Genomic DNA, 21074 nt, shown 5'->3' on the forward strand with positions numbered 1-21074 from the left:
TTTGACAGCTTTATTTTCGTCTAGTAGCAAACATGAAAATATTTGAACGTCAATCGGGTGGCGACATATGTCCCAAGGCCTGAAGCCGACGACGGACCTTTCCAACCGGATCGCGCGGATCTATCCGTCGCTGAGCAACGGCCATCGCCGCGCCGCAGATTTCGTTCTGCAGCATCCGCTCGACGTCGCGACCATGACGATCGAAGGGCTGGCAGAAGGAAGCGGGACGTCCAACGCCACGGTGACGCGTTTCGTCCGGACGCTCGGCTATGGCGGATATGGCGAGTTCCGCAGCGCGCTTTCGGCGGCGCTGAAATTCGCGCACGACCCTGTCGACAACTTTGCCGGAGCGCGCTCGGCGGCAGGCTCGACCTTCGCGACCTTCGCAGCGGCCCTCGCAGATCAGGCGGGCAATCTCCAGGCGGCGCGCGACGGGCTGACCGAACCGGCCGTGACGCGGGCGGTCGAACTCTTGCTGAAGGCGCCCCGCGTCTTCATCGCAGCCTCGGGCGCGAGCCACCACGTCGCGTCCTTCCTCGAGGATGGGCTGGCGCTCTATCTCGACGCCGACGTGATCTTCGCGTCATCGCGCACCGGGCCGGAGCGCGCCATCCGCCACATGATGACGGCACGTCCGGACGATCTCGTCGTGGCGATCTCGGTGCCGCGCTATTCCCGCGCGACGCTCGATCTCGCCAGCTTCGCCAAGAAACGCGGCGCCGCGCTGCTGGTGCTGACGGACAGCCCGACCTCTCCGCTCGCGCCGATCGCCGATGTCACGCTGTTCGCGCCCGCGCGCAGCCGGCTGCTGCCGAACTCGCCCACGGCGGTGTTCGCGCTGGCAGACGCCCTGATCGCAGCCGTCGCGCGTGAACGGCCGGACGCGGTCGAAGCATTGAAGGAGCTGAGCGAAAGCCTGCTCTGGACGTTCCACCAATAGGCGGGCGCAGTTGCCCGCGATTTCGCGTCAGCCCGTCTCGGGCGGACCGAGATCGGATTCCAGCATCTGGCGCCAGCTCGCGTGCAGGACCGAAGGGTCCTCGCGATCGACGCCATAGGTGTTGAGCACATGCTGGAGCTCGTTCATGCGGGCGATCAGCCCCGGCCCCTGACGCAAACCGACCAGGATCATCAGGACCTCGATCGCGATGAGCTGGACGACATAGGCATCGGTGCCGACCAGCATGGTCGCGTCATGCGGCACATCCATCGGAATGACGATATGGCCGAGTTCGGCCAGCGGCGTGCGCGCCTGGGTCAGGACGATCACGGTCGCACCGCGCGCACGGCCGACCTCGACGGCGCGCAGCAGGGCCGGCATGCGGCCGACGAAGGAGATCGCGACCAGGACATCGGCCGAGGTCAGCGTCGCCGCGGCCACGAGCTGGAAATGCGCATCGGAGAACGCATTCGCCGTCAGGCCGAGGCGGAACAGCCGCGCCTGCAGGTCCTGCGCCAGGAAATGCGAAGTCGCGCCGGTGCCGAGGCAGTCGACACGGCGCGCCTGCTTGATCGCCGCCGCGGCGCGGTCCAGCTCGGCCGGGTCGAGCCGGCGCTGCCAGTCGGCGATGACGGTCGTCATGCTGCCGGTGACGTTGCGCACCACATCGGCAGCCGTCTCTCCGACATGCACCGAGCGATGCAGGAAAGGCGCACCCAGCGCCAGCGCTCCGGCGAGCTTCAGCTTCAGGTCCCGCAGCCCCTCGCAGCCGACCGCACGGGCGAAGCGCACGATCGTCGGCGCGCTGACCCCGGCCCGCGCGGCGATGTCCTCGACATTCGCCTTCACCGCCCATTCCGGGTCGCCGATGAACAGCAGCCCGACGCGCTTCTGGCTTTCGGACATGCCCTCGAGCCCGGCGCGGATGGTGCTCAGGATATCGGAAGCCCCGACGGAATCGTCCGGCCCGCTCGGCCTTAACGTCATCGCAGAGGGCTCGAATTCATTCGTCATGCGCGGGAGCTTCGCTGGCGCCGCGCTTGCGATCCGGTTTCGCCCCGATCCGCATCGGCCGCGAGAAACTTCCACAGGCCAGGGCAGAAAAGGGGGCGAAAGCGGCCATCACAGTGCCTTTCTGAGCCGCGGATCGAGCATGTCGCGCAACCCGTCGCCGAGGATCTGCAACGACAATGCCACGAGCACGATCGCAAAGCCCGGAAAAGCGACGAGCCAGAAGGCATCATCAGCATATTGTTGACCAGAGGCGATCATCGTGCCCCAGGTCGGCGTCTCCGGCGGCACGCCGGCGCCGAGGAAGGAAAGACCCGCTTCCGCCAGCACCGCATAGGCGAAGATGAAGGTTGCCTGGACCAGCACCGGCGAGGCGATGTTCGGCAGCAGATGCACCGCGAGGATGCGTGGGGTCGAGACGCCGATCGAGCGGGCCGCCTCGACGAAGGGCAGCTCGCGGACGACCAGCGTCGAGGCCCGGATCACCCGCACGACGCGCGGCGTGTAGACGATCGACAATGCGAGGATCACATTGCCGGCAGACGCGCCCAGCACCGCGACGAGAAAGATCGCGAGCAGGATGTCGGGCAGCGCCATCAGCGCGTCGACCAGGCGCATGATCGCGGCGTCGAGCCGCTTGAAATAGCCGGCGATCAATCCGAGCGCCGATCCGACGCCGACCGAGATGACCACCACGGCGAAGCCGATGCCCAGCGAGGCGCGCGCGCCCCAGATGATCCGCGAGAAGATGTCGCGGCCGAGCTCGTCGGTGCCGAACCAGTTGACCTCGCCCGGCGGACGCAGCCGCCGCACCACCCGCATCGCACCGGGATCGAAGGGCGAAACCCAGGGCGCGAGCACGGCCAGCGCGAACGCGACCAGGAGGATGATCGTCGCGATCAGGACCAGCTTGCGGCGGAACAGGCTGCGGAAGAAGGCGAAAAAGGGCGAGTTCATCGGCGCGGCCTCAGTAACGGACACGCGGATCGACGAGCGTGTAGATCACGTCGATGACGAGGTTGATCAGCACGTAGATCGCGGCGACCGCGAGCAGTGCCCCCTGGATCACCGGGTAGTCGCGCCGCAGCACGGCGGAGACGACGAGATTGCCGATCCCGGGCAGCCCGAACACGGTCTCGGTGACGATCGCGCCGCCGATCAGCAGCGCCAGCGTCAGGCCGAGCACGGTGATCACCGGAACGAGAATGTTGCGGAAGGCATGCCCCAGCAGCACGCGCCGCTCGGACAAGCCCTTCGCCCGCGCCGTGCGCAGGAAGTCGGCATCGAGGATATCGAGCATGCTCGCGCGGGTGAAGCGCGTGATCAGGGCGGAATTGACGACGCCCAGCACGGCGGCCGGCAGCAGGAGATGCCGCAGCCGCTCGGCGAAGCCGGCCTCCGGCGCGCCATAGCCGGCGACCGGGAACCAGCCGAGCTTGACCGCGAAGAGCTGGATGAAGATCAGCCCGAGCCAGAAGCTCGGAATATTCGCCGCCAGCATCGCAAGGCCGCTGACGGCCTGATCGACCGCGCGACCGCGCCAGACCGCCGAGGCGATGCCGGCGGGAATGCCGATCGCCGCCGCGATGGCGAGCGAGAACATGGCGAGGAAGAAGGTCGGCTCGGCGCGCTCGAAGAGCGCTTGCGTCACCGGCCGCTGCAGGAAGATCGACTGGCCGAGATTGCCGCTCGCGACCTCCTTCAGCCAGAGGAAGAACTGCAGCAGCAGCGGCTTGTCGAGGCCATAGGCGGCGCGCAGCCGCGCGATGTCATCGGCCGTGGCCTGATCGCCCAGCATCAAGGCGGCCGGATCGCCCGGCGCCAGCCGCGTCAGGAAGAACACCAGCGCGGCGACGATGAGGAGCACGAGCAGCAGGCCGGTGAACCGGCGCCCGATATGCGCGAGCATCGGATACGCTCCGTTTGCAGGAAGCAGGCGTGTCGGGGAGTGAGTTCCGGCGCAGTGTGTGCCGCGCCGGTCTCTCTCTAGTGCGGGTGATGCCGAGAGCCGGTTACTTGGCCAGGCTGACGTTCCAGAAGGACGGCCAGGGCATGGCGGCGAAGTCGTTCATCTTGGCCGAGGCGCCGGAAAGCGCGCCGAAATTGCCGGCACGGATATAGGGCACCTCGTCATAGACGACCTGCTGGACCTTGCCCCAGAGCGCGCCGCGCTTGGCCGGGTCGGGCTCCGCGTTGAAGGCGGCAAGCGCCGCATCCTTCGCCGGGCTCGACCACCAGCCGGGGGCGCCTTCGCCCAGCTGCGGCGGCGACAGCATCGGCTCGGGCAGGAAGGCCGAGTGCGTGATGTAGATGTCCCAAAGCGCCGCGTCGCCGCGACGCTGGATCAGTGTCGCCCAATCGACGACGTCGAGCTGCACCTTGAAGCCCGCCGCCTTCATCTGCTCGGCCATCACCAGCGCCATGCGGTGATGGAAGTCGTACTGCTTGGAATTGAGGATGCGGATCGGCGTGCCGTCATACTTCGCCTCGGCCAGCAGCTTCTTGGCGCCGGCGACGTCGGCCTTGCTGTACTTGTCCTTGCCCGCTTCCGAGAAGAAGGGCGAACCCTTGGGGAAGTGCTCGGCGGCGGTTGCGAAGAACTTCGGCTCGCCGAAGCCGGCCATCAGCACCTCTTCGAGATCGAGCGCCATCTGGAAGGCCTGACGGACCTTCAGATCGGCCATCGGCCCCTGCTTGGTGTTGGTCGGGAAATAGGGGAAGCCGAAGGGCATGGTCAGCACAGCGCGCGCTGCGCTGGCGGCAGACAGCTTCTTGAAGCTCTCGACCGGGAGCTGGTCGGAGAACTGATACTGGCCGGCGATCACGCCTTCGAGGCGGGTATTGGCGTTGGGCACCGGGATGAAGCGCAGCTCGTCGATCTTCGCTTCGCGCTTCCCGGCATAGCCGGAGGCCGGCTCGCTGCGCGAGGCATAGCCCTCGTGCTTGACCAGCACGACGAACTGGTCGGGCTTGCGCTCGCGGAACTTGTAGGGGCCAGTGCCGACGAATTCGGTCAGCGGGTTGGCGATCGATTCCTTCGCCATGATCGCGGCGAAGCCCGACGGCAGCGCCAGATGCGCCAGCAGCGCCGGCTCGACCTTGTTCAGGACGATCTCGACCGTCGTCGGCCCCTTCGCCGTCAGGCTGGCGAGGCTCTTCGCCAGCCCCTTGCCGCGCGGCGTCATGTCGAACCAGCGCTTCAGCGAGGCGACGACGTCCTCGGCATCGAGGTCGCGGCCGTTATGGAGCTTCACGCCCTTGCGCAGCTCGATCGTATAGGTCTTGCCGTCGGCCGAGACCGTGGGCAGCGCCGCGGCCAGCATGGGCTGCGTCGCCCAGTTGGCGTCGAAGGTGAACAGCGGCTCGTAGACATGCTGCATGATCGTGCCGACGAGGTCGGCGGTCGATGCCATCGGATCGAGCGACTGCGGCTCGCCGACCATGGCGAGGTTCGCACTCGATGCGCCCTGGGCCCAGCCTGCAACCGGAGCCAGCATGGTCGAGGCCGCGAGACCGGCCGCAAGCCCACCGAGGCCACGCCGCGTCAGGGCAGCGCGAGAGAAGGAATTGGTCTGCATGGTCACTCCCCAGATGAAACCGCTCTTAGCGGCGTTATGAAATTTTATTACGGATTATTTAGCCCAGCCAATTCGACGTGGCAACCTCGTGGTCGCAGCAGCCGCGCAGAATTGGCTTTAAACCAGAGAGGATCGCGTATGTGGTGCGATGCGGCCAGCGAAGAGCATGTAATTTAATTGCAAATCTGTCGCCGATCGAAAAGATATCGGCGCCCCGGCTGGGATGAATTGCCAGTTCTGTCGCTGGTCAGGCCGTGTCGATGCGGGCAGCCGCGAAGCGCTCGCGCAGCCAGGCCGCAGCCGGCCCACAGGGGCGCTGTTTGTGCCAGACCATCTCCAGCGCCACCGGAAGATCGAAATTATCGAACTGCAGGTCGGGCGTGACGAGATCGGCCGCCACCGGCGAATGCTCGATGACGTAGCTGGAGACGAAGGCCCAGCCGATGCCCTGCTTCACCAGTTGCAGGATGACCCAATGGCTTTCGACCCACCAGACCTCGGCCGCGACACGCAGGCGCTGCTTCTCCGGGCCGTCGCCGCGTGCCGCGACGAGGATCTGCCGATGTCGCTTGAGCTCTTCCCAGTCGACGCGGGTGCCGGCGAGCGGATGCCCCTTGCCGCAGACGAGCTTGATCGGCACCCAGCCGACGGTCTGGAAGCCGAGTTCCGGCGGCAGCACCTCCTGGCGCCACATCACCCCGATATCGGCCTGCCCCGCCAGAACGAGCTGGCTGACATCCTCCATCAGCGGGAACAGCAGCTCCAGCTCGACATGCGGGAACTGCCGCGCGAAATCCGCAAAGAGCGTACCCAGCAGATGTTCGGGATAAAGCTCGTCGATGGCGACGACGAGCCGCGTCTCGACATGGGCCTCGAAACCGCTGGCGACGCCGACCAGATGTTCGCGCCGGTCGAGGATCACCCTGGCTTCCCGCAACAGGCGCTCGCCCGCAGCCGTCAGCACAGGGATGCGGCCCGCCCGGCTGAACAATGCGATTCCGAGATCATCCTCGAGATTGGCGACCTGCGTGCTGACCGCGGATTGCGCCTTGCGCAGAACCCGGCCGGCCGCGGAGAACGAACCATGTTCGGCCGCCGTGACGAAGGCTTCCAGCTGCTCGAAGGAAACACCCATCTATCTGATATCCAGATATCATCTAACTTGAGATACGTAGATTTGGAGATAGAAGACACGCCGTCAACAAGAACGGCAGGTTGTTTCATATGTCGATGCGCTCCTTTCCCGACCGGGTTCGCCATGCGCTCCTGTTCGAAGCGATCGGGCTGGCACTGGTGATTCCGGGCGGGGCTCAGCTTTTCGGCCTCCCCGCCACGCATATGGGCGTGATCGGCGTCGGCTCGGCGACGGTCGCGACGATCTGGAACTTCGTCTTCAATCTCGGCTTCGACCACGCCATGCACCACCTCGTCGGGCATACCCGCAAGAATGTCGCGACGCGCGTCCTGCATGTGCTGCTGTTCGAGGGCGGCCTGCTCCTGCTGCTCTTGCCGCCGATCGCCTGGTATCTCGGCATGAGCCTGTGGCAGACCTTCGTGATGGACCTCGCCATCGTCGTCTTCTACGTGGTCTACGCTTTCCTGTTCAATCTGGCCTATGACCGCGCCTTCCCGATCCCGTCACCGGCGCGGATGGCAGTCGCCTGAGCGCCCCCGGCAGCGAGCCCGTTTTTCTTCGAAGGCAGGGCTACCCATGCATCCCACCCATGGACATTCGCGGGCGATCGTATTCTGATCGGCGCCGGAAACTTTTGGCCCGTCCGCCGCGACGGCCGGGCCATCGAAGCGAATGCCGCGGCGCCAAGCCGCGCCTATGGAGGATCGATGACGCACAAGATCTATGACAGCCCTTCGGCTGCATTGGAGGGGCTGCTTTTTGACGGGATGACGATCATGTCGGGCGGCTTCGGGCTGTCGGGCAACCCCGAGAGCCTGATTCCGCAGATTCGCGATTCCGGGGTGAAGAACCTGACGGTGATCTCGAACAATGCCGGCGCCGACGGCTTCGGCCTGTGGATGCTGCTGCAGACCCGGCAGGTCAAGAAGATGATCGCGTCCTATGTCGGCGAGAACAAGCTCTTCGAGCAGCAATATCTCGCCGGCGAGCTCGAGCTCGAGCTCAATCCGCAGGGCACGCTGGCCGAGCGCATCCGCGCCGGTGGCGCCGGCATCCCGGCCTTCTACACCAAGACCGGCGTCGGCACGGTGGTCGCCGAGGGCAAGCCGGTCGAGGAGTTCGATGGCCAGCTCTATGTCCGCGAGACCTGGCTCCGTGCCGACCTCGCCATCGTCAAGGCCTGGAAGGCCGACACCGCCGGCAATCTCGTCTACCGGCGCACCGCCCGCAACTTCAACCCGAACATGGCGACGGCCGGCAAGGTGACGGTCGTCGAGGTCGAGGAGATCGTGTCGGTCGGTTCGCTCGATCCCGAGGCGATCCACACCCCCGGCATTTATGTCGACCGCATCATCAAGAGCACGATCAACGAGAAGAAGATCGAGAAGCTGACCGAGCGCAAGAGGGAGGCGGCATAATGGCCTGGACCCGCGAAGAGGTGGCCGCCCGCGCCGCCAAGGAGCTGAAGGACGGCTTCTACGTGAATCTCGGCATCGGCATCCCCACGCTGGTGGCGAACTACATTCCCGATGGCGTCGACGTGACGCTGCAGTCGGAGAACGGCCTGCTCGGCATCGGCCCCTTCCCCTATGAGGGCGAGGCCGATCCCGACCTGATCAATGCCGGCAAGCAGACGATCACGGCGCTGCCGAGCTCCAGCTTCTTCTCCTCGGCCGACAGCTTCGCGATGATCCGCGGCGGCCATATCGACCTGACCATCCTCGGCGCCATGGAAGTGGCTGCCAATGGCGACATCGCCAACTGGACCATTCCCGGCAAGATGGTGAAGGGCATGGGCGGGGCGATGGATCTCGTCGCCGGCGTCAAGAAGGTCATCGTCGTGATGGATCACGCCAACAAGGCGGGCGAATCCAAGGTGCTGGAGCGCTGCTCGCTGCCGCTGACCGGTGCCGGCGTTGTCGATCTCATCATCACCGATCTCTGCGTCATGAGCTGTGACAAGGCCAATGGCGGCGGGCTGACGCTGATCGAGCTCGCGCCGGGCGTCGACCTCGCCGAGGTCAAGGCCAAGACGGGCGCTCCCTTCGCCGTCGCGCCGTCGCTCGCCAAGGCCGCGTGACCGGGCTCCTCCGCAGCAGGCCGGCGACAACCAAAGCGATGCTGGCCGTGTTCTCGGACACGGCCACATTGCGTCATGCGTTGGCCTTCGAGGCTGAGCTTGCGCGCGCCGAAGCCGCCGAAGGGCTGATCGGCCCGGCACAGGTCGAGGCGATCGCAAGGCTTTGCGCGGACATCGCGATCGACCCCGCCGAGCTCGCCGATGAGGCGGCGCTCGCCGGCACGCTCGCGATCCCGCTGGTGGCGCGGCTGCGCGCCGCCCTGCCGGATGCGGCAGCAGCCAAGGCCCTGCACAAGGGCGCAACCAGCCAGGACGTCGCGGATACCGTCCTCGCCTGCCAGATCCGTGCCGCAAGCGAACTGCTCGACGGCGATCTCGACCGCGTCGCGACGGCGCTCGCCGCGCTGGCGCAACGCCACGCAACAACCCCGGCCATCGGCCGCACCCTGCTGCAGGACGCGCTGCCGATCGGCTTCGGCCTGCGCATCGCGCATTGGCAGGCTGGTGTCAGTGAGGCCGCCGCCCGCCTGCGCGGCGAAGTCGCGACCGGAGCGACACTGCAATTCGGCGGTGCCGCAGGAAGCCGCGCCGGCCTCGATGGCAAGGGCGCCGCTGTGGCCGCGCGCCTCGCCGCTGCGCTTGGCCTGCCCGATGCGGCACCCTGGCACGCCCGTCGCGGTGGCGTCGCCGGCATCGCGACTGCCCTTGCCGTCACCATCGGCGCGCTCGGCAAGATGGCGCGCGACGTCTCGCTTCTGGCGCAGAATGGTGTCGGCGAGGCGCGCGAGCCGGCGGTCACGGGACGCGGCGGCTCTTCCGCGATGGCGCACAAACGCAATCCCACAGGCTGCCAGGTCGCACTTTCGGCCGCCATGCGCGCGCCCGGCCTGATCGCCGGCATCCTCGCCGGCCTTCCCGCCGAACAGGAACGCGGGCTCGGCGGCTGGCAGGCCGAAGGACCGGCCCTGGCCGAGCTTTTCCTGCTGGCGGCGGGCGCAGCCGAAGCCATGGCGACGGTCGCGGAAGGCCTGGAGATCGACGAAGCCGCCATCGCCCGCAATCTCGCGGCAGCGGAGGTCGGCACCGATATCGGCGAGAGCGAAATGCTTGTCGCAGCTCTGCTCGTGCCGCGCACCTGAAGGACGATTCCATGCCTTTCGCAGTCAGCAACGGCGCCCGCATCTATTGGAAACTCGAAGGTGCCGACGACAAGCCGGCGCTCGTGCTGCTGAATTCGATCGGCACCGACCTCTCGCTCTGGGATGCGGCGATGCCCGCCTTGCTCGCGGCCTTCCGCGTGCTGCGGCTCGACACGCGTGGCCATGGCGCATCCGACGCCCCTGACGGCGACTACACGCTCGCCCAGCTCGCCGGCGATGCCGTGGCCGCAATGGACGCCGCCGGCCTCGACAAGGCCGCGATTGCCGGTGTCTCGCTCGGCGGCATGATCGCGATGGAGCTGGCGTTGACCCGGCCGGAACGCGTCTCGGCGCTGGCGCTGATCTGCACCTCGGCGACCATGGACCGGGCGGCATGGCAGGACCGCATCAACAAGGTCCGCACTGGGGGCACGGCGGCGATCGCCGACCTCGCCATGCAGCGCTTCCTCTCGCCAGCCTTCACGGCAGGCCAGCCCGCCATTGCCGAAAGCGTCAGGCGCAGCCTCGTCGGAATGGCGCGCGAAGGCTATGCGGGCGCCGGCGCCGCGATCCGCGACATGGACCTGATCGGCCGTCTCAGCCACCTCGCCTGTCCGACGCTGATCGTCGTCGGCGAGCGCGACGTCTCGACGCCCTTCGCCGGCCATGGCGAGAACCTCGTCGCCGCCATTCCCGCTGCGCAACTAGCGCGGCTCGATTGCGGCCACCTCGCCCCGCTCGAAGCCCCCGCCGCTCTGGCCGGCGCGTTGCGCGGCTTCCTGTCGCCTGGCCCCGATGTCGCGGATGCCGCCGATGCCCTGTTCGAGGCCGGGCTGAAGAACCGCCGCCGCGTGCTCGGCGACGCGTGGGTCGACCGGTCGCTCGCCGGCCGCACGCCCTTCAACGCCGAATTCCAGGCGATGATCACCCGCATCGCCTGGCAGGAGATCTGGAGCCGGCCGGGCCTCGACGACCGCACGCGGCGCCTGCTGGTCATCGCCATCACCGCGAGCCTCGGCCGCTGGGAGGAGTTCCGCCTCCATGTCCGCGCCGGGCTAACGCGCGGCGGCTTCACGCAGGACGACCTCAAGGAAGTGCTGATGCAGACGGCGATCTATGCCGGCGTCCCAGCCGGGAACACCGCCTTCGCCGAAGCCGCGGCGGTGATGAAGGGGATTGAGGCCGCGGGCTGACGGCCTCAGAGGCTGTCTGGCCGCTCAGGTCTTCGCCCGGTAGTCCGAGGGCGACACGCCCGCGCGCTTGGCGAAGAAGCGCGAGAAATAGGCCGGATCGGCGAAGCCCAGCCGGAAAGAAATCTGCGAGATCGTCATCGCGGTGTAGACCAGATCGCGCCGTGCCTCGATCATCAGCCTGTCCTGGATCACGCGCGCGGCGGAATGGCCGAGCAATTCCCGGCAGCTGCGCGACAGATGCGGCGCCGATGCGCCCAGCGCGCGCGCATAATCGGTGAGCGTGTCATGCTGCTGGAAGCGCGTCTCGACCCGCTCGACGAAGCGGCGCACGAGGCCGGCGCGCGCGTCCCTCGCCGGCTCTGCGCCAGCCTTGACGCCGCGCATTGCGCGCACGAACCAGGATGCAATGAGATCGGCATAGGCGCCGAGCGCGAACTCGCGCACCGGCAGGTTCGCGGAGAATTCGCTCATCGCCAGCCGCATGAGAGCCAGCAGCCCGACGAACTCCGCACCATCCGCCGGCACATGCAGCACCGCCGCGGCGCCGAGCAGGGCTCCCGCTTCCGGCTCACTGCCGAACAGGCGCTTCAGCGACGTCGCGGCCGCGCTGGCGACGAAGCCATCGGTCCCGTCGAGGAACGCGAATTCGTGGATGGTCGAGGGCGGCAACAACAGCACCGATCCTGGCGACAGATGATGGTCGCGGCCATCGACGCGTGTCCGGCCGCCCCCTTGCGCCACGAGGAAGAACTGGAACAGGTCGTGATGCAGATGCGGCTGGATCGTCCAGCCATGCAGCGAGCTGCGCGCCATGATCGGCTCGATGTGCAGCGCATCGGGGAAGCGGTCGCTCAGGCGCTCGCCATAGAGCCAATAAGCGGGGACGGTTCTGCCGGGCATCCAAGGCCTCAGGATCGATTAGTCCAAGACACTGCGCGAATCCTCCATTCCGTCAACTGGCTTTAATAGCTTAGCTGTGCCTTGCGGATCGAACGGTGCAAATCGGCGCTTCGCGGGAGGTCAATAACAATGCGAACGCAGGTCGCCATCATCGGCGCCGGCCCTGCCGGCCTGCTGCTCGGACAGCTTCTGTCGCGTGCCGGTATCGACAATGTCATCCTCGAGCGGCGCAGCGTCGACTACGTGCTGTCGCGCATCCGTGCCGGCGTGCTCGAACAGGGCATGGTCGATCTCCTGCACGAGGCCGGCGTCGGCGAGCGGCTCGATCAGGAGGGCCTGGTTCATGACGGCTTTTCGCTCGCATTCGGCGGCGCGCTCCATCGCATCGATCTGAAACAGCTGAGCGGGGGCAGGACGGTCACCGTCTACGGCCAGACCGAGGTGACGCGCGACCTCGTCGAAGCCCGGCAGGCGCTCGGCCATCCGACGATCTACGAGGCCGAGGATGTCGCCTTGCACGACATCGATACCGCTTCGCCGCGCGTGACCTTCCGGGCGAACGGGCAGGCCCAGGAATTGCGCTGCGATTTCATCGCCGGCTGCGACGGCTATCACGGGGTTTCGCGCGCCTCCGTCCCGCCGGCCGCGCTGCAGGGCTTCGAGCGAATCTATCCCTTCGGCTGGCTCGGCCTGCTGGTCGACCGTCCGCCGGCGGCGCATGAGCTGGTATATGCCAACCACGAGCGGGGCTTCGCCCTGTGCTCGATGCGCTCGGCCGAGCGCAGCCGCTACTACATCCAGGTCCCGTTGGAGGAGCGCGTCGAGAACTGGTCGGACGAGGCCTTCTTCGACGAGCTGCGCCGGCGCCTGCCGGCCGAGGTGGCCGATACGGTGACCGCCGGCCCTTCGCTCGAAAAGAGCATCGCCCCCCTGCGAAGCTTCGTCGCCGAGCCGATGCGCCACGGCCCGCTGTTCCTGGCCGGCGATGCCGCCCATATCGTGCCGCCGACCGGGGCTAAGGGCCTCAATCTGGCCGCGAGCGACGTGCGCTATCTCTTCGACGCCCTGCGCGAGCACTATCGCGACGGTTCGGATGCCGGTCTCGCAGCCTATTCGGCTCGAGCTCTCGCCCGCGTCTGGAAGGCGGAACGTTTCTCCTGGTGGATGACGAACCTGTTGCACCGCTTCCCCGAGCGTGACGGCTTCGACCAGCGCATCCAGCAGGCGGAGTTCGATTATCTGATTCACTCGCGCGCGGCTGCCACCGCCGTCGCCGAGAACTATGCCGGCCTGCCCTATTGAGAGCCTTGCGGCAGGGCGGAAAATTGCGTTGGTGATAACAAGAGGCCCGGCGCCATGGCGGCAACCGGCCCGAACAGCTAGAGCATCGATCCGCGCAAAGCGCTTGCGGGATCGCCAGCAGCATTGGGAGGAGACGTAGATGAGCAAGGGATTGTTGGGCAGGCTGCTGCCCGCGGGCGCGCTGGCTGTCGCGGCAGCGCTGACGCTGAGCGCCGCATCGGCCGATACCATCAAGGTCGGCATCATCGGGCCGTTTTCCGGCCCCTTCGCCCTGCAGGGTAAGAATTTCCAGGCCGGTGCCGAGGCCTGGCTGGCGCAGAACGGCAAGTCCGTCGCCGGCCACGACATCGAGCTGGTCTATCGCGACCTGCCGACGGCCAACCCGCAGCAGGCCCGCGCCTTGGCGCAGGAGCTGATCGTCCGTGACAAGGTGCAGTATCTCGGCGGCGTCTATTTCACGCCGGATGCGATGGCGATCACGCCGCTACTGAAGCAGGGCAACGTCCCGCTGGTGATCTTCAACGCCGCGACCTCGGCGATCATGACCTCCTCGCCGCTGGTGGTGCGGACCTCCTTCACCACGGCGCAGACCGCGACCCCGATCGGCAAGGCCGCCGTCGAGCGCGGCATCAAGAAATTCGTCTCGGTCGTCACCGATTACGGCCCGGGCGTCGATGCCGAAGGCGCCTTCAAGAAGGCGATCGAGGCGGCGGGCGGCGAAGTCGCCGAATCGATCCGCATGCCCCTCAACACCACCGAATTCAGCCCGATCATGCAGCGCATCCGCGATGCCGGCGCGCAGGGCGTCTTCGCCTTCCTGCCCTCTGGCCCGCCGACGCTCGGCTTCGTCAAGGCCTTCAGCGACACCGGCCTGAAGCAGGCGGGCGTCAAGCTCTTCGCCACCGGCGACCTGACACAGGAATCCGATCTGCCGGCTCTGGGCGAAGCCGCTTCCGGCATGGTGACCTCCTTCCACTATGCCGTCTCGCACGACTCGGAGATCAACAAGCGCTTCGTCGCCGCCGCCGACAAGGCGATCGGCGCGCCCGATCTGCTCTCCTTCCCGGCCGTCGGAGCCTATGACGGCCTGTTCGTGATCTCCAAGATGATCGCGGCGACCGGTGGCAAGCAGGATGCCGAGAAGGCGGTCGAGGCGGTGAAGGGCCTCGCCTGGGAAAGCCCGCGCGGGCCGGTCAAGATCGACCCCGAGACCCGCCACGTCACGCAGACCATCTATCTGCGCGAGGTCGCCAAGGATGCGCAGGGCCGCTGGATCAACCGGGAGATCGCCAGCTTCCCGGACCAGAAGGACCCTGGCCTAGCGAAGTGAGCACGTCATTCTCGCTTGAACCGCGCCGTCATTCTCGGTCTTGACCCGAGAATCCCCGCCCGGAAGAGGCTCTGGCGCCTCTTCTTCATGAGATGCTCGGGTCAAGCCCGAGCATGACGGCGGCTTTCCCCGCCATGCGCCGCGCCAGGCAGCAACGAGGCCCGCAGATGCAGACCGCGCTTAGCATCGCCATGGACGCTTTCGCCTATGGCATGGCGCTGTTCATCATCTGCATCGGCCTGTCGCTGACGATGGGGCTGATGCGGGTGGTCAATCTCGCGCATGGCGCCTTCGCCATGATCGGCGGCTATATCGCCTCCTATGCGGCGCGCGATCTCGGCCTCGGCTACGGCTTCGCCATCATCCTCGCCATGGTCGGCACGGTGCTGATCGCCGTGCCGCTGGAACGCCTGCTCTATCGCCGCATCTATGATCGGAGCGAGCTCTCGCAGGTGCTGATGACGATCGGCATCACCTTCTGCGTCATTGGCATCACCAACTATTTCTTCGGCCCGACGCTGAAGACGATCCCCCTACCGGCGGACCTCGCCCGGCCGATCGATCTCGGCTTCCGCAGCATCGCCGGCCATCGGCTCTTCGTCATCGTGAGTGGCCTCGTCGTCGCCGGAGGGTTGTGGTTCCTGATCGAACGCACCGGCTTCGGCATCCATCTGCGCGCTGCCGTCGAGAATGCGCCCATGGCGCGCGCGCTCGGCGTTCGCACCGAGATCATCTATGCCGCGAGCTTCGCGCTGGCGATCGGGCTCGCGGCCTTCGGCGGCGTGGTCGGCGCCGAATTCCTGCCGATCGAGCCCTATTACGCCCTGCGCTACATGGTGACCTTCCTCGTCGTCGTCTCGGTCGGCGGCGCGGGCTCGATCCCCGGCGCGCTCGCCGCCTGCCTGCTGCTGGGCGCAATCGACGTCACCGGCCGCTATCTCGTGCCGGAATTCGGCAATTTCTTCTTCTATCTCGCGGTGATCCTGGTGGTCTGCGCCTTCCCGCGCGGCCTGATGGGGCGGGCGCAGTAGAATGACGGATGTCCTGCCCCCACGCACTGCCGCGTCCCGAACCCATTCGCTCAGCCGCGACCTCCTCGGCCTCGGCCTGATCGCGCTGGTCGGCCTCGGCGGCTATGTACTCTTCCCCGACAATCTCGCCTTCCTGACCCGCGTCATCTCGGTGGCGCTGCTGGTGCTCTCGCTCGACCTGATCATCGGCTATTGCGGCATCGCCTCGCTCGGACAGGGCGCGCTCTATGGCGCGGGCGCCTACGCCGCCGGCATCGCCTGCGTCCACGGCATCACCGAGCCCTTTCTGCTCGTCCTGATCGGCGCCGCCGCGGGCGCCGTCATGGGCTTGCTCATGGGCACCGTGATGCTGCGCGCCCACGGCCTGCCGCAACTCGTGCTCTCGATCGCCATCGTCCAACTCCTGCACGAGGCCGCCAACAAGGCCTCGTCGCTCACCGGCGGCAGCGACGGCCTCTCCGGCATGGTGCCCGCCCCGCTCTTCGGCATCTTCGAATTCGATCTCTGGGGCCGCAGCGCCTATTTCTTCGGGCTCGCGCTGCTGCTCGTCGTATTCGCGGCGCTGCGCTTCATCGTGCATTCGCCCTTCGGCATGGTCTGCCGCGGCCTCAAGGAAGACCCGCTGCGCATCAGCGCGCTCGGCATCTTCGCCTTCCCCGTGCTGCTCAAGATGTTCGTGATTTCCGGCGCGGTCGCCGGTATGGGCGGCGCGCTCGCGGCGATCGCGACCCAGGTCGTCGGCCTCGACAGCGTGAGCTTCGAGATTTCGGCCAACGCTCTCGTCATGCTGGTGCTGGGCGGCATCGGCAGCCTCTACGGAGCGCTGATCGGCACGGTAATCTTCATGGCGCTCGAACATATCGTCTCCGCCATCAACCCCTTCCACTGGATGACGCTGGTCGGCGCCGTCCTGATCGCCATCGTGCTGTTCGCCCCGCGCGGGCTTTCGGGATCGCTGGACGAGCTGGCTCGGCTGCTGACGCGCCGACGCTGGGGGGCAGGCCGATGACCGCCCTGTTCGAGGTTTCGCATCTCTCGAAGCAATTCGGCGGGCTCAAGGTCAATCACGACCTTTCCCTCGCGATGGCCGCGGGCGAGCGGCTGGCGCTGATCGGCCCGAACGGGGCCGGCAAGACCACCTTCGTCAACCTCGTCACCGGTCGCATCCCGCCAAGTGCCGGCAGCGTCCGTCTCGCGGGGGAGGACATCACCGCGCTCGGCGCCGTCAAGCGGGTCAGGCGCGGGCTCGTCCGCACCTTCCAGGTCACGCGCCTCTTCCCGGACATGACGCCCGAAGAGCACGTCGTCATGACCATCCTGCAGCGGCTCGGCCGCGCGACCCGCATCTTCGCACGCTTCCATGGCGATTCCGAAGCGCGTGACGAGGCCGCCGACATTCTCGCGACGCTCGGGCTCACCGAGGTCTCCGGCCGCAAGGTCGCGACCATCGCCTATGGCCAGCAGCGCCTGCTCGAAATCGCCATCGCGCTGGCGCAGCGCCCGAAGGTGCTGCTGCTCGACGAGCCGGCGGCCGGCGTGCCCTCCGCCGACACACCACGCATCGAGGAGGCGCTGGCCCGCCTGCCGCCCTCGCTCGCCGTGCTGATGATCGAGCACGACATGGACCTCGTCTTCCGCTTCGCGAAGCGGGTCGTGGTGCTGGCGGCGGGCGAGCTCATCTTCCAGGGCCTGCCGGCCGATGTCGCCAGGGACCCCAAGGTCCGTGAAGCCTATCTCGGGAACTACGCGCATGCCGGCAGCCACGCTTGACGTCCGCGCCCTGAGCGCCGGCTACGGCCAGACCCATGTGCTGGAGGATGTCTCGTTCTCCGTGCCTGCGGGCGGGCGCCTGTCCATCCTCGGCCGCAATGGCATGGGCAAGACCACGCTGATGGCGAGCCTGATGGGGCTGACGCGCCGCTATGCCGGCAGCATCAGCCTCGGCGGCGCCGATATCACCGCGTTCGGCACCGCCGCCCGCGCCCATAGCGGCATCGGCCTCGTCCCGCAGACCCGCGAAATCTTCAAGGGCCTGACGGTGGAGGAGAACCTCTTCGCCGGGCTCAAAGGTCGCCCGCGCAGCGCGATCGAGGAGGCCTATTCGCTGTTTCCGCGCCTGCAGGAACGCCGCCGCAATCTCGGCTCCCAACTCTCGGGCGGCGAGCAGCAGATGCTGGCGACGGCGCGCACCATCCTTGGCCAGCCCTCGGTGCTGCTGCTCGACGAGCCGCTGGAGGGGCTGGCCCCGGTGATCTGCGACATGCTGATGGAGGCCTTCACCCGGCTCGCCGGCAGCGGCGCGATGACGATCCTCTTCGTCGAGCAGCGCCTGGAGAGCGCCCTCCACTTTGCCGAAGATATCATTGTCCTCGAACGCGGACGGATCGTCTGGTCGGGCAAGCCGGCCGCGCTACGCGCCGATGCCGAGGTGCTCGAACGCTATGTCGGCGTCGGCGGGCTGCACTGAGCCGCTGAAGCCTCACACCACCAGATCGCGCTCCGGCACCGGCTCGCCGCGCGAAACGCGCGCCATGTTGTCGAACATCCGCTTCACGGTCGGCGCGAAATTATCGGCGGCCATCGCGGCGAGATGCGGCGTCACCACGAGATTATCGAGCGTCAGGAGCTCGCTGTCGGCCGGCAGCGGCTCGATCGAGAACACGTCCATCGCCGCGCCGGCAATCTCCCGCGCCCGCAGCGCCGCGACGAGATCGGCCTCGTTGACCACGCCGCCACGCGCGACATTGACCAGCACCGCCGTCTTCTTCATCGCCTTGAACGCTGCCGCATCGATCAGATTGGTCGTCTCCGGCGTCAGCGGGCAATGCAGCGAGACCATGTCGGACTGCGCCAGAATGTCCGGCAGCGATGCATGCCGGACGCCGAGCGCCGCTTCCGCCTCAGCGTCGAGCGGCTGGCGCTTGCTGTAGAGGATCGTGCAGCCGAAGCCCTTGAGCAGCTTCGCCAGATTCTGGCCGATCGCGCCGAAGCCGACGATGCCGACCGTCTTGCCCGAGAGCATGAAGGGATCGCCCGGCAGCTTGCCGGTCGCCCAATGCCCCTGCTTCAGCTCGGCATGACCATAGCCGATGAAGCGCAGCGCCGAGAGCGCCAACCCCAGCGCGAACTCGGCCACCGGCACGGAATTGGAACCGGTGGTGCGCGCCACGGTGATGCCGAGATCCTTTGCAGCGGCAATGTCGATATTGTCGTAGCCGACGCCCCATTTATGCAGCAGCTTCAGCTTCCTCGCTGCGCCCAGCACCTCCCGCGAGACGCCGACCTGGCCCGAGATCGCGTAATCGGCCTCAGCGATGATCTGCTTCATATGGTCGTCGCCGCGCGCCGTGCCGTGGGTGAACACGAAGCCGGGCGGGAGCAGCGCCCGCATGCGCTCGGCGCGCTCGGGGCTGGTCATGTCGAGGAGGACGATGGTCTCGGGCATTGAATTTTCCGGGAATACGGTCAGATGGTGAAGCGTGCGCCGGCACGGGCAAGCCCGCCCGAGATGGCAACCGGCGTGCCATCGGCGCGCCAGCAGGCGGCCCCGGTCAGCGTGCCATCCGCATTGAAGGCGATGGCGTTCATGCCGCCTGCGACGCGCGGCGAGCGCACGACGCGATGGCCGCGTGCCGCGAGTTCCTGTGCCACCGCCTCGGGGATGGCTTCCTCGAGTTCGAGCACGCCGCCCTCGGTCCAGACGCGCGGCGCCTCGACCGCCTCCTGCAAGGTCATGCGATGGTCGATCAGGTTGACGATCGCCTGCAATGCGGAGGGAAAGATGCGCAGCGCCCCCGGCAGGCCGAGCGCGAAGGCGAGCCTGCCCTCCTTCAGTGCCATCATCGGCGCCATCGAGGTGAAAACCCGCTTGCCCGGCGCGATCGAAAGCGCCCGACCGGGATGCGGATCGAAGTTGAACATGTAGTTGTTGGCGATCATCCCGGTGCCGGGAATCTGGACGCAGGCGCCGAACAGCCCGTTGATCGTCTGCGTCGCGCTGACGACGTTGCCCTGTGCATCGGCCACGGTGACATGGGTCGTATCGGCGGATTCGCCGCCTGACAGTCCGGCCGTCCAGCTTTTCGCCTCGCCCATCGCGATCAGGGCGCGGCGCTCGTTCGCATAGGCCTTGTCGATCAGCTTGTTGACCGGGACTTTGACGAAGGCCGGATCGGCGGTTGCTACGGCCCGGTCGGCGAAGGCGATCTTCAGCGCCTCGGCCAGCAGATGCACCGCGTCAGTCGAACCGAAGCCGAGGGCGCCGATATCGTAGCCTTCGAGGATGTTGAGCATCTGCGTGATGTGCACGCCGGAGGAAGAAGGCGGCGGGGGGCCGACGATCTCGTAGCCGCGATAGGAGCCGCGAATGGGCTCGCGCAATTCGATGCGGTAATTGGCAAGATCAGCCTGATCGATCAGCCCGGCATTCGCCGCCATGTAGTCTGTCAGCGCCCGGCCGAGCCGCCCGCCATAGAGCGCCTGCGGCCCTTCTGCCGCGATCAGCCTCAGGCTCGCGGCATAGTCTGACTGGACCAGCCTTGCGCCGGGCTGGAGCGGCTGGCCGCCCGGCAGCAGCATCGCCGCAAGCCCCGGATCGCGGGCGAGATCGCCCGCATTGTCGGTGATGCAGTTCGAGAGATAGGGCGTGACGACGAAGCCGCGCTCCGCCAGCCCGATGGCCGGCTGCAGCACCTCGGCCAGCGGCAGCGTGCCGAAACGCGCCAACACCTCGCACCAGCCCTTCAGCGCGCCGGGTACGGCGACCGCCTTCGCGCCGACCACATTCTCCCGGTCGCGCGTATCGCGCTGCTTGCCGATCTCGTCTGAGAGGCAATCGTACATGTCCGCCGTCGCATGGCCCGGCGCTGTCGAGAGATTGTCGATCACGACATGGCGGCCATCGACGAGGCGGATATGGCTCAGGCCGCCGCCGAGGATGCCGACCATCATCGGTTCCACCACCGTCAACGCGAACAGCGAGGCGACCGCGGCGTCGATCGCATTGCCACCGGCTAGCAGCATCTGCGCGCCCGCCGCCGAGGCGAGCGGATGATTGGTGACGACCATCCCGCGCGAGCCGGTGGCCGGCTTCTTCTCGCAGGTGAAAGAGGCGATGCGGGGCGGCGGAGCGGAAACGTTCATGGGCGGCACATCAACGCTTTTGCGGCCCGACGTCGAGCCTCTTCTTCGGCATGCGCGCCATGTTCGGACCACTCACCCACAATTGGCGGCCCTGTGCCGGCAACGCTTGACAAGGCAGGGGCCGAGGCCCCACCTAAACCCTGTTCCCAGGGGGGCCTCGCTAGGAGGCTGAGATTCCGCCCGCGGGGCTTTCGAGCTCGGCAACGCGGTGACCCTCCGAACCTGATCCGGATCATACCGGCGTAGGGATGCGGGACAGGCGGCCATCGAGGCCCCGATTCCAGCTGCGCATG

Annotated in this window: 20 protein-coding genes and 1 riboswitch; of the genes, 12 read left to right on the forward strand and 8 right to left on the reverse strand. The window is 67.2% G+C overall.

Features of this window, described 5'->3' with window-relative positions:
• The first annotated feature begins 67 nt into the window (after positions 1 to 67).
• Positions 68 to 940 (forward strand): MurR/RpiR family transcriptional regulator, encoded by an 873-nt coding sequence (locus AC1DVA_RS13000; RefSeq protein WP_476806135.1) that lies wholly within the window; start codon positions 68 to 70, stop codon positions 938 to 940.
• A gap of 27 nt (positions 941 to 967) precedes the next feature.
• On the opposite strand, the gene AC1DVA_RS13005 is transcribed toward AC1DVA_RS13000, so the two are convergent.
• The 5 genes from AC1DVA_RS13005 to AC1DVA_RS13025 all read right to left on the reverse strand — a co-directional run bounded on the left by AC1DVA_RS13005 (position 968) and on the right by AC1DVA_RS13025 (position 6664).
• Positions 968 to 1954, reverse strand: a complete 987-nt coding sequence (locus AC1DVA_RS13005) for a MurR/RpiR family transcriptional regulator (protein ID WP_265050431.1) — start codon at positions 1952 to 1954, stop codon at positions 968 to 970.
• Between the two features lie 108 nt (positions 1955 to 2062).
• Positions 2063 to 2908, reverse strand: a complete 846-nt coding sequence (locus AC1DVA_RS13010) for an ABC transporter permease (RefSeq protein WP_265050432.1) — start codon at positions 2906 to 2908, stop codon at positions 2063 to 2065.
• 10 nt (positions 2909 to 2918) lie between these two features.
• The gene (locus AC1DVA_RS13015) at positions 2919 to 3860 is read right to left on the reverse strand and encodes an ABC transporter permease (protein ID WP_265050433.1); all 942 of its coding nucleotides are present in this window, start codon (positions 3858 to 3860) and stop codon (positions 2919 to 2921) included.
• 103 nt (positions 3861 to 3963) lie between these two features.
• On the reverse strand, positions 3964 to 5529 hold the full coding sequence (locus AC1DVA_RS13020; RefSeq protein WP_265050434.1) for an ABC transporter substrate-binding protein: 1566 nt from the start codon (positions 5527 to 5529) through the stop codon (positions 3964 to 3966).
• A gap of 247 nt (positions 5530 to 5776) precedes the next feature.
• Positions 5777 to 6664: a LysR family transcriptional regulator gene (locus AC1DVA_RS13025; protein ID WP_476806136.1), complete on the reverse strand. Its 888-nt coding sequence runs from the start codon at positions 6662 to 6664 to the stop codon at positions 5777 to 5779.
• A gap of 89 nt (positions 6665 to 6753) precedes the next feature.
• Between AC1DVA_RS13025 and AC1DVA_RS13030 the strand changes: the two genes are divergently transcribed.
• From AC1DVA_RS13030 to pcaDC, 5 genes are all read left to right on the forward strand, one after another.
• Entirely contained in the window at positions 6754 to 7194 is a 441-nt protein-coding gene (locus tag AC1DVA_RS13030; protein ID WP_265050436.1) for a PACE efflux transporter, read from the forward strand.
• Between the two features lie 177 nt (positions 7195 to 7371).
• A complete protein-coding gene (locus AC1DVA_RS13035) occupies positions 7372 to 8082 on the forward strand; it encodes a CoA transferase subunit A (protein WP_265050437.1) in 711 nt (236 codons plus the stop codon).
• Complete coding sequence (locus AC1DVA_RS13040) at positions 8082 to 8744, forward strand: 3-oxoacid CoA-transferase subunit B (protein WP_265050438.1); 663 nt, start codon at positions 8082 to 8084, stop codon at positions 8742 to 8744. Before AC1DVA_RS13035 ends, AC1DVA_RS13040 begins: the two co-directional genes overlap by 1 nt.
• 38 nt (positions 8745 to 8782) lie before the next feature.
• Complete coding sequence (locus tag AC1DVA_RS13045) at positions 8783 to 9883, forward strand: lyase family protein (RefSeq protein WP_265050439.1); 1101 nt, start codon at positions 8783 to 8785, stop codon at positions 9881 to 9883.
• Positions 9884 to 9894: 11 nt separating this feature from the next.
• Entirely contained in the window at positions 9895 to 11076 is a 1182-nt protein-coding gene (gene pcaDC, locus AC1DVA_RS13050; RefSeq protein WP_476806137.1) for a bifunctional 3-oxoadipate enol-lactonase/4-carboxymuconolactone decarboxylase PcaDC, read from the forward strand.
• 24 nt (positions 11077 to 11100) lie between these two features.
• On the opposite strand, the gene AC1DVA_RS13055 is transcribed toward pcaDC, so the two are convergent.
• Entirely contained in the window at positions 11101 to 11976 is an 876-nt protein-coding gene (locus AC1DVA_RS13055; protein ID WP_265050440.1) for a helix-turn-helix domain-containing protein, read from the reverse strand.
• A 129-nt stretch (positions 11977 to 12105) separates the two neighbouring features.
• Between AC1DVA_RS13055 and pobA the strand changes: the two genes are divergently transcribed.
• The 6 genes from pobA to AC1DVA_RS13085 all read left to right on the forward strand — a co-directional run bounded on the left by pobA (position 12106) and on the right by AC1DVA_RS13085 (position 18106).
• Entirely contained in the window at positions 12106 to 13278 is a 1173-nt protein-coding gene (gene pobA, locus AC1DVA_RS13060) for a 4-hydroxybenzoate 3-monooxygenase (RefSeq protein WP_476806138.1), read from the forward strand.
• A 139-nt stretch (positions 13279 to 13417) separates the two neighbouring features.
• Positions 13418 to 14608, forward strand: coding sequence for an ABC transporter substrate-binding protein (locus AC1DVA_RS13065; protein ID WP_265050442.1), 1191 nt, complete (start codon positions 13418 to 13420; stop codon positions 14606 to 14608).
• Positions 14609 to 14775: 167 nt separating this feature from the next.
• Complete coding sequence (locus AC1DVA_RS13070; RefSeq protein ID WP_265050443.1) at positions 14776 to 15639, forward strand: branched-chain amino acid ABC transporter permease; 864 nt, start codon at positions 14776 to 14778, stop codon at positions 15637 to 15639.
• A 1-nt stretch (position 15640) separates the two neighbouring features.
• The gene (locus tag AC1DVA_RS13075) at positions 15641 to 16648 is read left to right on the forward strand and encodes a branched-chain amino acid ABC transporter permease (protein WP_265050444.1); all 1008 of its coding nucleotides are present in this window, start codon (positions 15641 to 15643) and stop codon (positions 16646 to 16648) included.
• Entirely contained in the window at positions 16645 to 17409 is a 765-nt protein-coding gene (locus tag AC1DVA_RS13080) for an ABC transporter ATP-binding protein (protein ID WP_265050445.1), read from the forward strand. Before AC1DVA_RS13075 ends, AC1DVA_RS13080 begins: the two co-directional genes overlap by 4 nt.
• Entirely contained in the window at positions 17390 to 18106 is a 717-nt protein-coding gene (locus tag AC1DVA_RS13085) for an ABC transporter ATP-binding protein (protein ID WP_265050446.1), read from the forward strand. Before AC1DVA_RS13080 ends, AC1DVA_RS13085 begins: the two co-directional genes overlap by 20 nt.
• Before the next feature lie 12 nt (positions 18107 to 18118).
• Here the strand turns inward: AC1DVA_RS13085 and AC1DVA_RS13090 are convergent, their stop codons facing one another.
• On the reverse strand, positions 18119 to 19084 hold the full coding sequence (locus AC1DVA_RS13090) for a 2-hydroxyacid dehydrogenase (RefSeq protein WP_265050447.1): 966 nt from the start codon (positions 19082 to 19084) through the stop codon (positions 18119 to 18121).
• A 20-nt stretch (positions 19085 to 19104) separates the two neighbouring features.
• The gene (gene ggt / locus AC1DVA_RS13095; RefSeq protein ID WP_265050448.1) at positions 19105 to 20781 is read right to left on the reverse strand and encodes a gamma-glutamyltransferase; all 1677 of its coding nucleotides are present in this window, start codon (positions 20779 to 20781) and stop codon (positions 19105 to 19107) included.
• 138 nt (positions 20782 to 20919) lie between these two features.
• Positions 20920 to 21048: riboswitch (TPP riboswitch) on the forward strand.
• The last annotated feature ends 26 nt before the right edge of the window (positions 21049 to 21074 follow it).

It is taken from the genome of Allobosea sp. P4_C6, from assembly GCF_056402015.1.

Excerpts from the sequence above, each read along its gene's own strand:
- AC1DVA_RS13000 (WP_476806135.1), top strand. The coding sequence starts at position 68 with ATGTCCCAAGGCCTGAAGCCGACGACGGACCTTTCCAACCGGATCGCG.
- AC1DVA_RS13040 (WP_265050438.1), top strand. The coding sequence starts at position 8,082 with ATGGCCTGGACCCGCGAAGAGGTGGCCGCCCGCGCCGCCAAGGAGCTG.
- AC1DVA_RS13010 (WP_265050432.1), bottom strand. The coding sequence starts at position 2,908 with ATGAACTCGCCCTTTTTCGCCTTCTTCCGCAGCCTGTTCCGCCGCAAG.
- AC1DVA_RS13055 (WP_265050440.1), bottom strand. The coding sequence starts at position 11,976 with ATGCCCGGCAGAACCGTCCCCGCTTATTGGCTCTATGGCGAGCGCCTG.
- AC1DVA_RS13025 (WP_476806136.1), bottom strand. The coding sequence starts at position 6,664 with ATGGGTGTTTCCTTCGAGCAGCTGGAAGCCTTCGTCACGGCGGCCGAA.
- AC1DVA_RS13080 (WP_265050445.1), top strand. The coding sequence starts at position 16,645 with ATGACCGCCCTGTTCGAGGTTTCGCATCTCTCGAAGCAATTCGGCGGG.
- AC1DVA_RS13030 (WP_265050436.1), top strand. The coding sequence starts at position 6,754 with ATGTCGATGCGCTCCTTTCCCGACCGGGTTCGCCATGCGCTCCTGTTC.
- AC1DVA_RS13035 (WP_265050437.1), top strand. The coding sequence starts at position 7,372 with ATGACGCACAAGATCTATGACAGCCCTTCGGCTGCATTGGAGGGGCTG.
- pcaDC (WP_476806137.1), top strand. The coding sequence starts at position 9,895 with ATGCCTTTCGCAGTCAGCAACGGCGCCCGCATCTATTGGAAACTCGAA.
- AC1DVA_RS13065 (WP_265050442.1), top strand. The coding sequence starts at position 13,418 with ATGAGCAAGGGATTGTTGGGCAGGCTGCTGCCCGCGGGCGCGCTGGCT.
- ggt (WP_265050448.1), bottom strand. The coding sequence starts at position 20,781 with ATGAACGTTTCCGCTCCGCCGCCCCGCATCGCCTCTTTCACCTGCGAG.
- AC1DVA_RS13075 (WP_265050444.1), top strand. The coding sequence starts at position 15,641 with ATGACGGATGTCCTGCCCCCACGCACTGCCGCGTCCCGAACCCATTCG.
- AC1DVA_RS13090 (WP_265050447.1), bottom strand. The coding sequence starts at position 19,084 with ATGCCCGAGACCATCGTCCTCCTCGACATGACCAGCCCCGAGCGCGCC.
- AC1DVA_RS13070 (WP_265050443.1), top strand. The coding sequence starts at position 14,776 with ATGCAGACCGCGCTTAGCATCGCCATGGACGCTTTCGCCTATGGCATG.
- AC1DVA_RS13015 (WP_265050433.1), bottom strand. The coding sequence starts at position 3,860 with ATGCTCGCGCATATCGGGCGCCGGTTCACCGGCCTGCTGCTCGTGCTC.
- AC1DVA_RS13005 (WP_265050431.1), bottom strand. The coding sequence starts at position 1,954 with ATGACGAATGAATTCGAGCCCTCTGCGATGACGTTAAGGCCGAGCGGG.
- AC1DVA_RS13085 (WP_265050446.1), top strand. The coding sequence starts at position 17,390 with ATGCCGGCAGCCACGCTTGACGTCCGCGCCCTGAGCGCCGGCTACGGC.
- AC1DVA_RS13020 (WP_265050434.1), bottom strand. The coding sequence starts at position 5,529 with ATGCAGACCAATTCCTTCTCTCGCGCTGCCCTGACGCGGCGTGGCCTC.
- pobA (WP_476806138.1), top strand. The coding sequence starts at position 12,106 with ATGCGAACGCAGGTCGCCATCATCGGCGCCGGCCCTGCCGGCCTGCTG.
- AC1DVA_RS13045 (WP_265050439.1), top strand. The coding sequence starts at position 8,783 with ATGCTGGCCGTGTTCTCGGACACGGCCACATTGCGTCATGCGTTGGCC.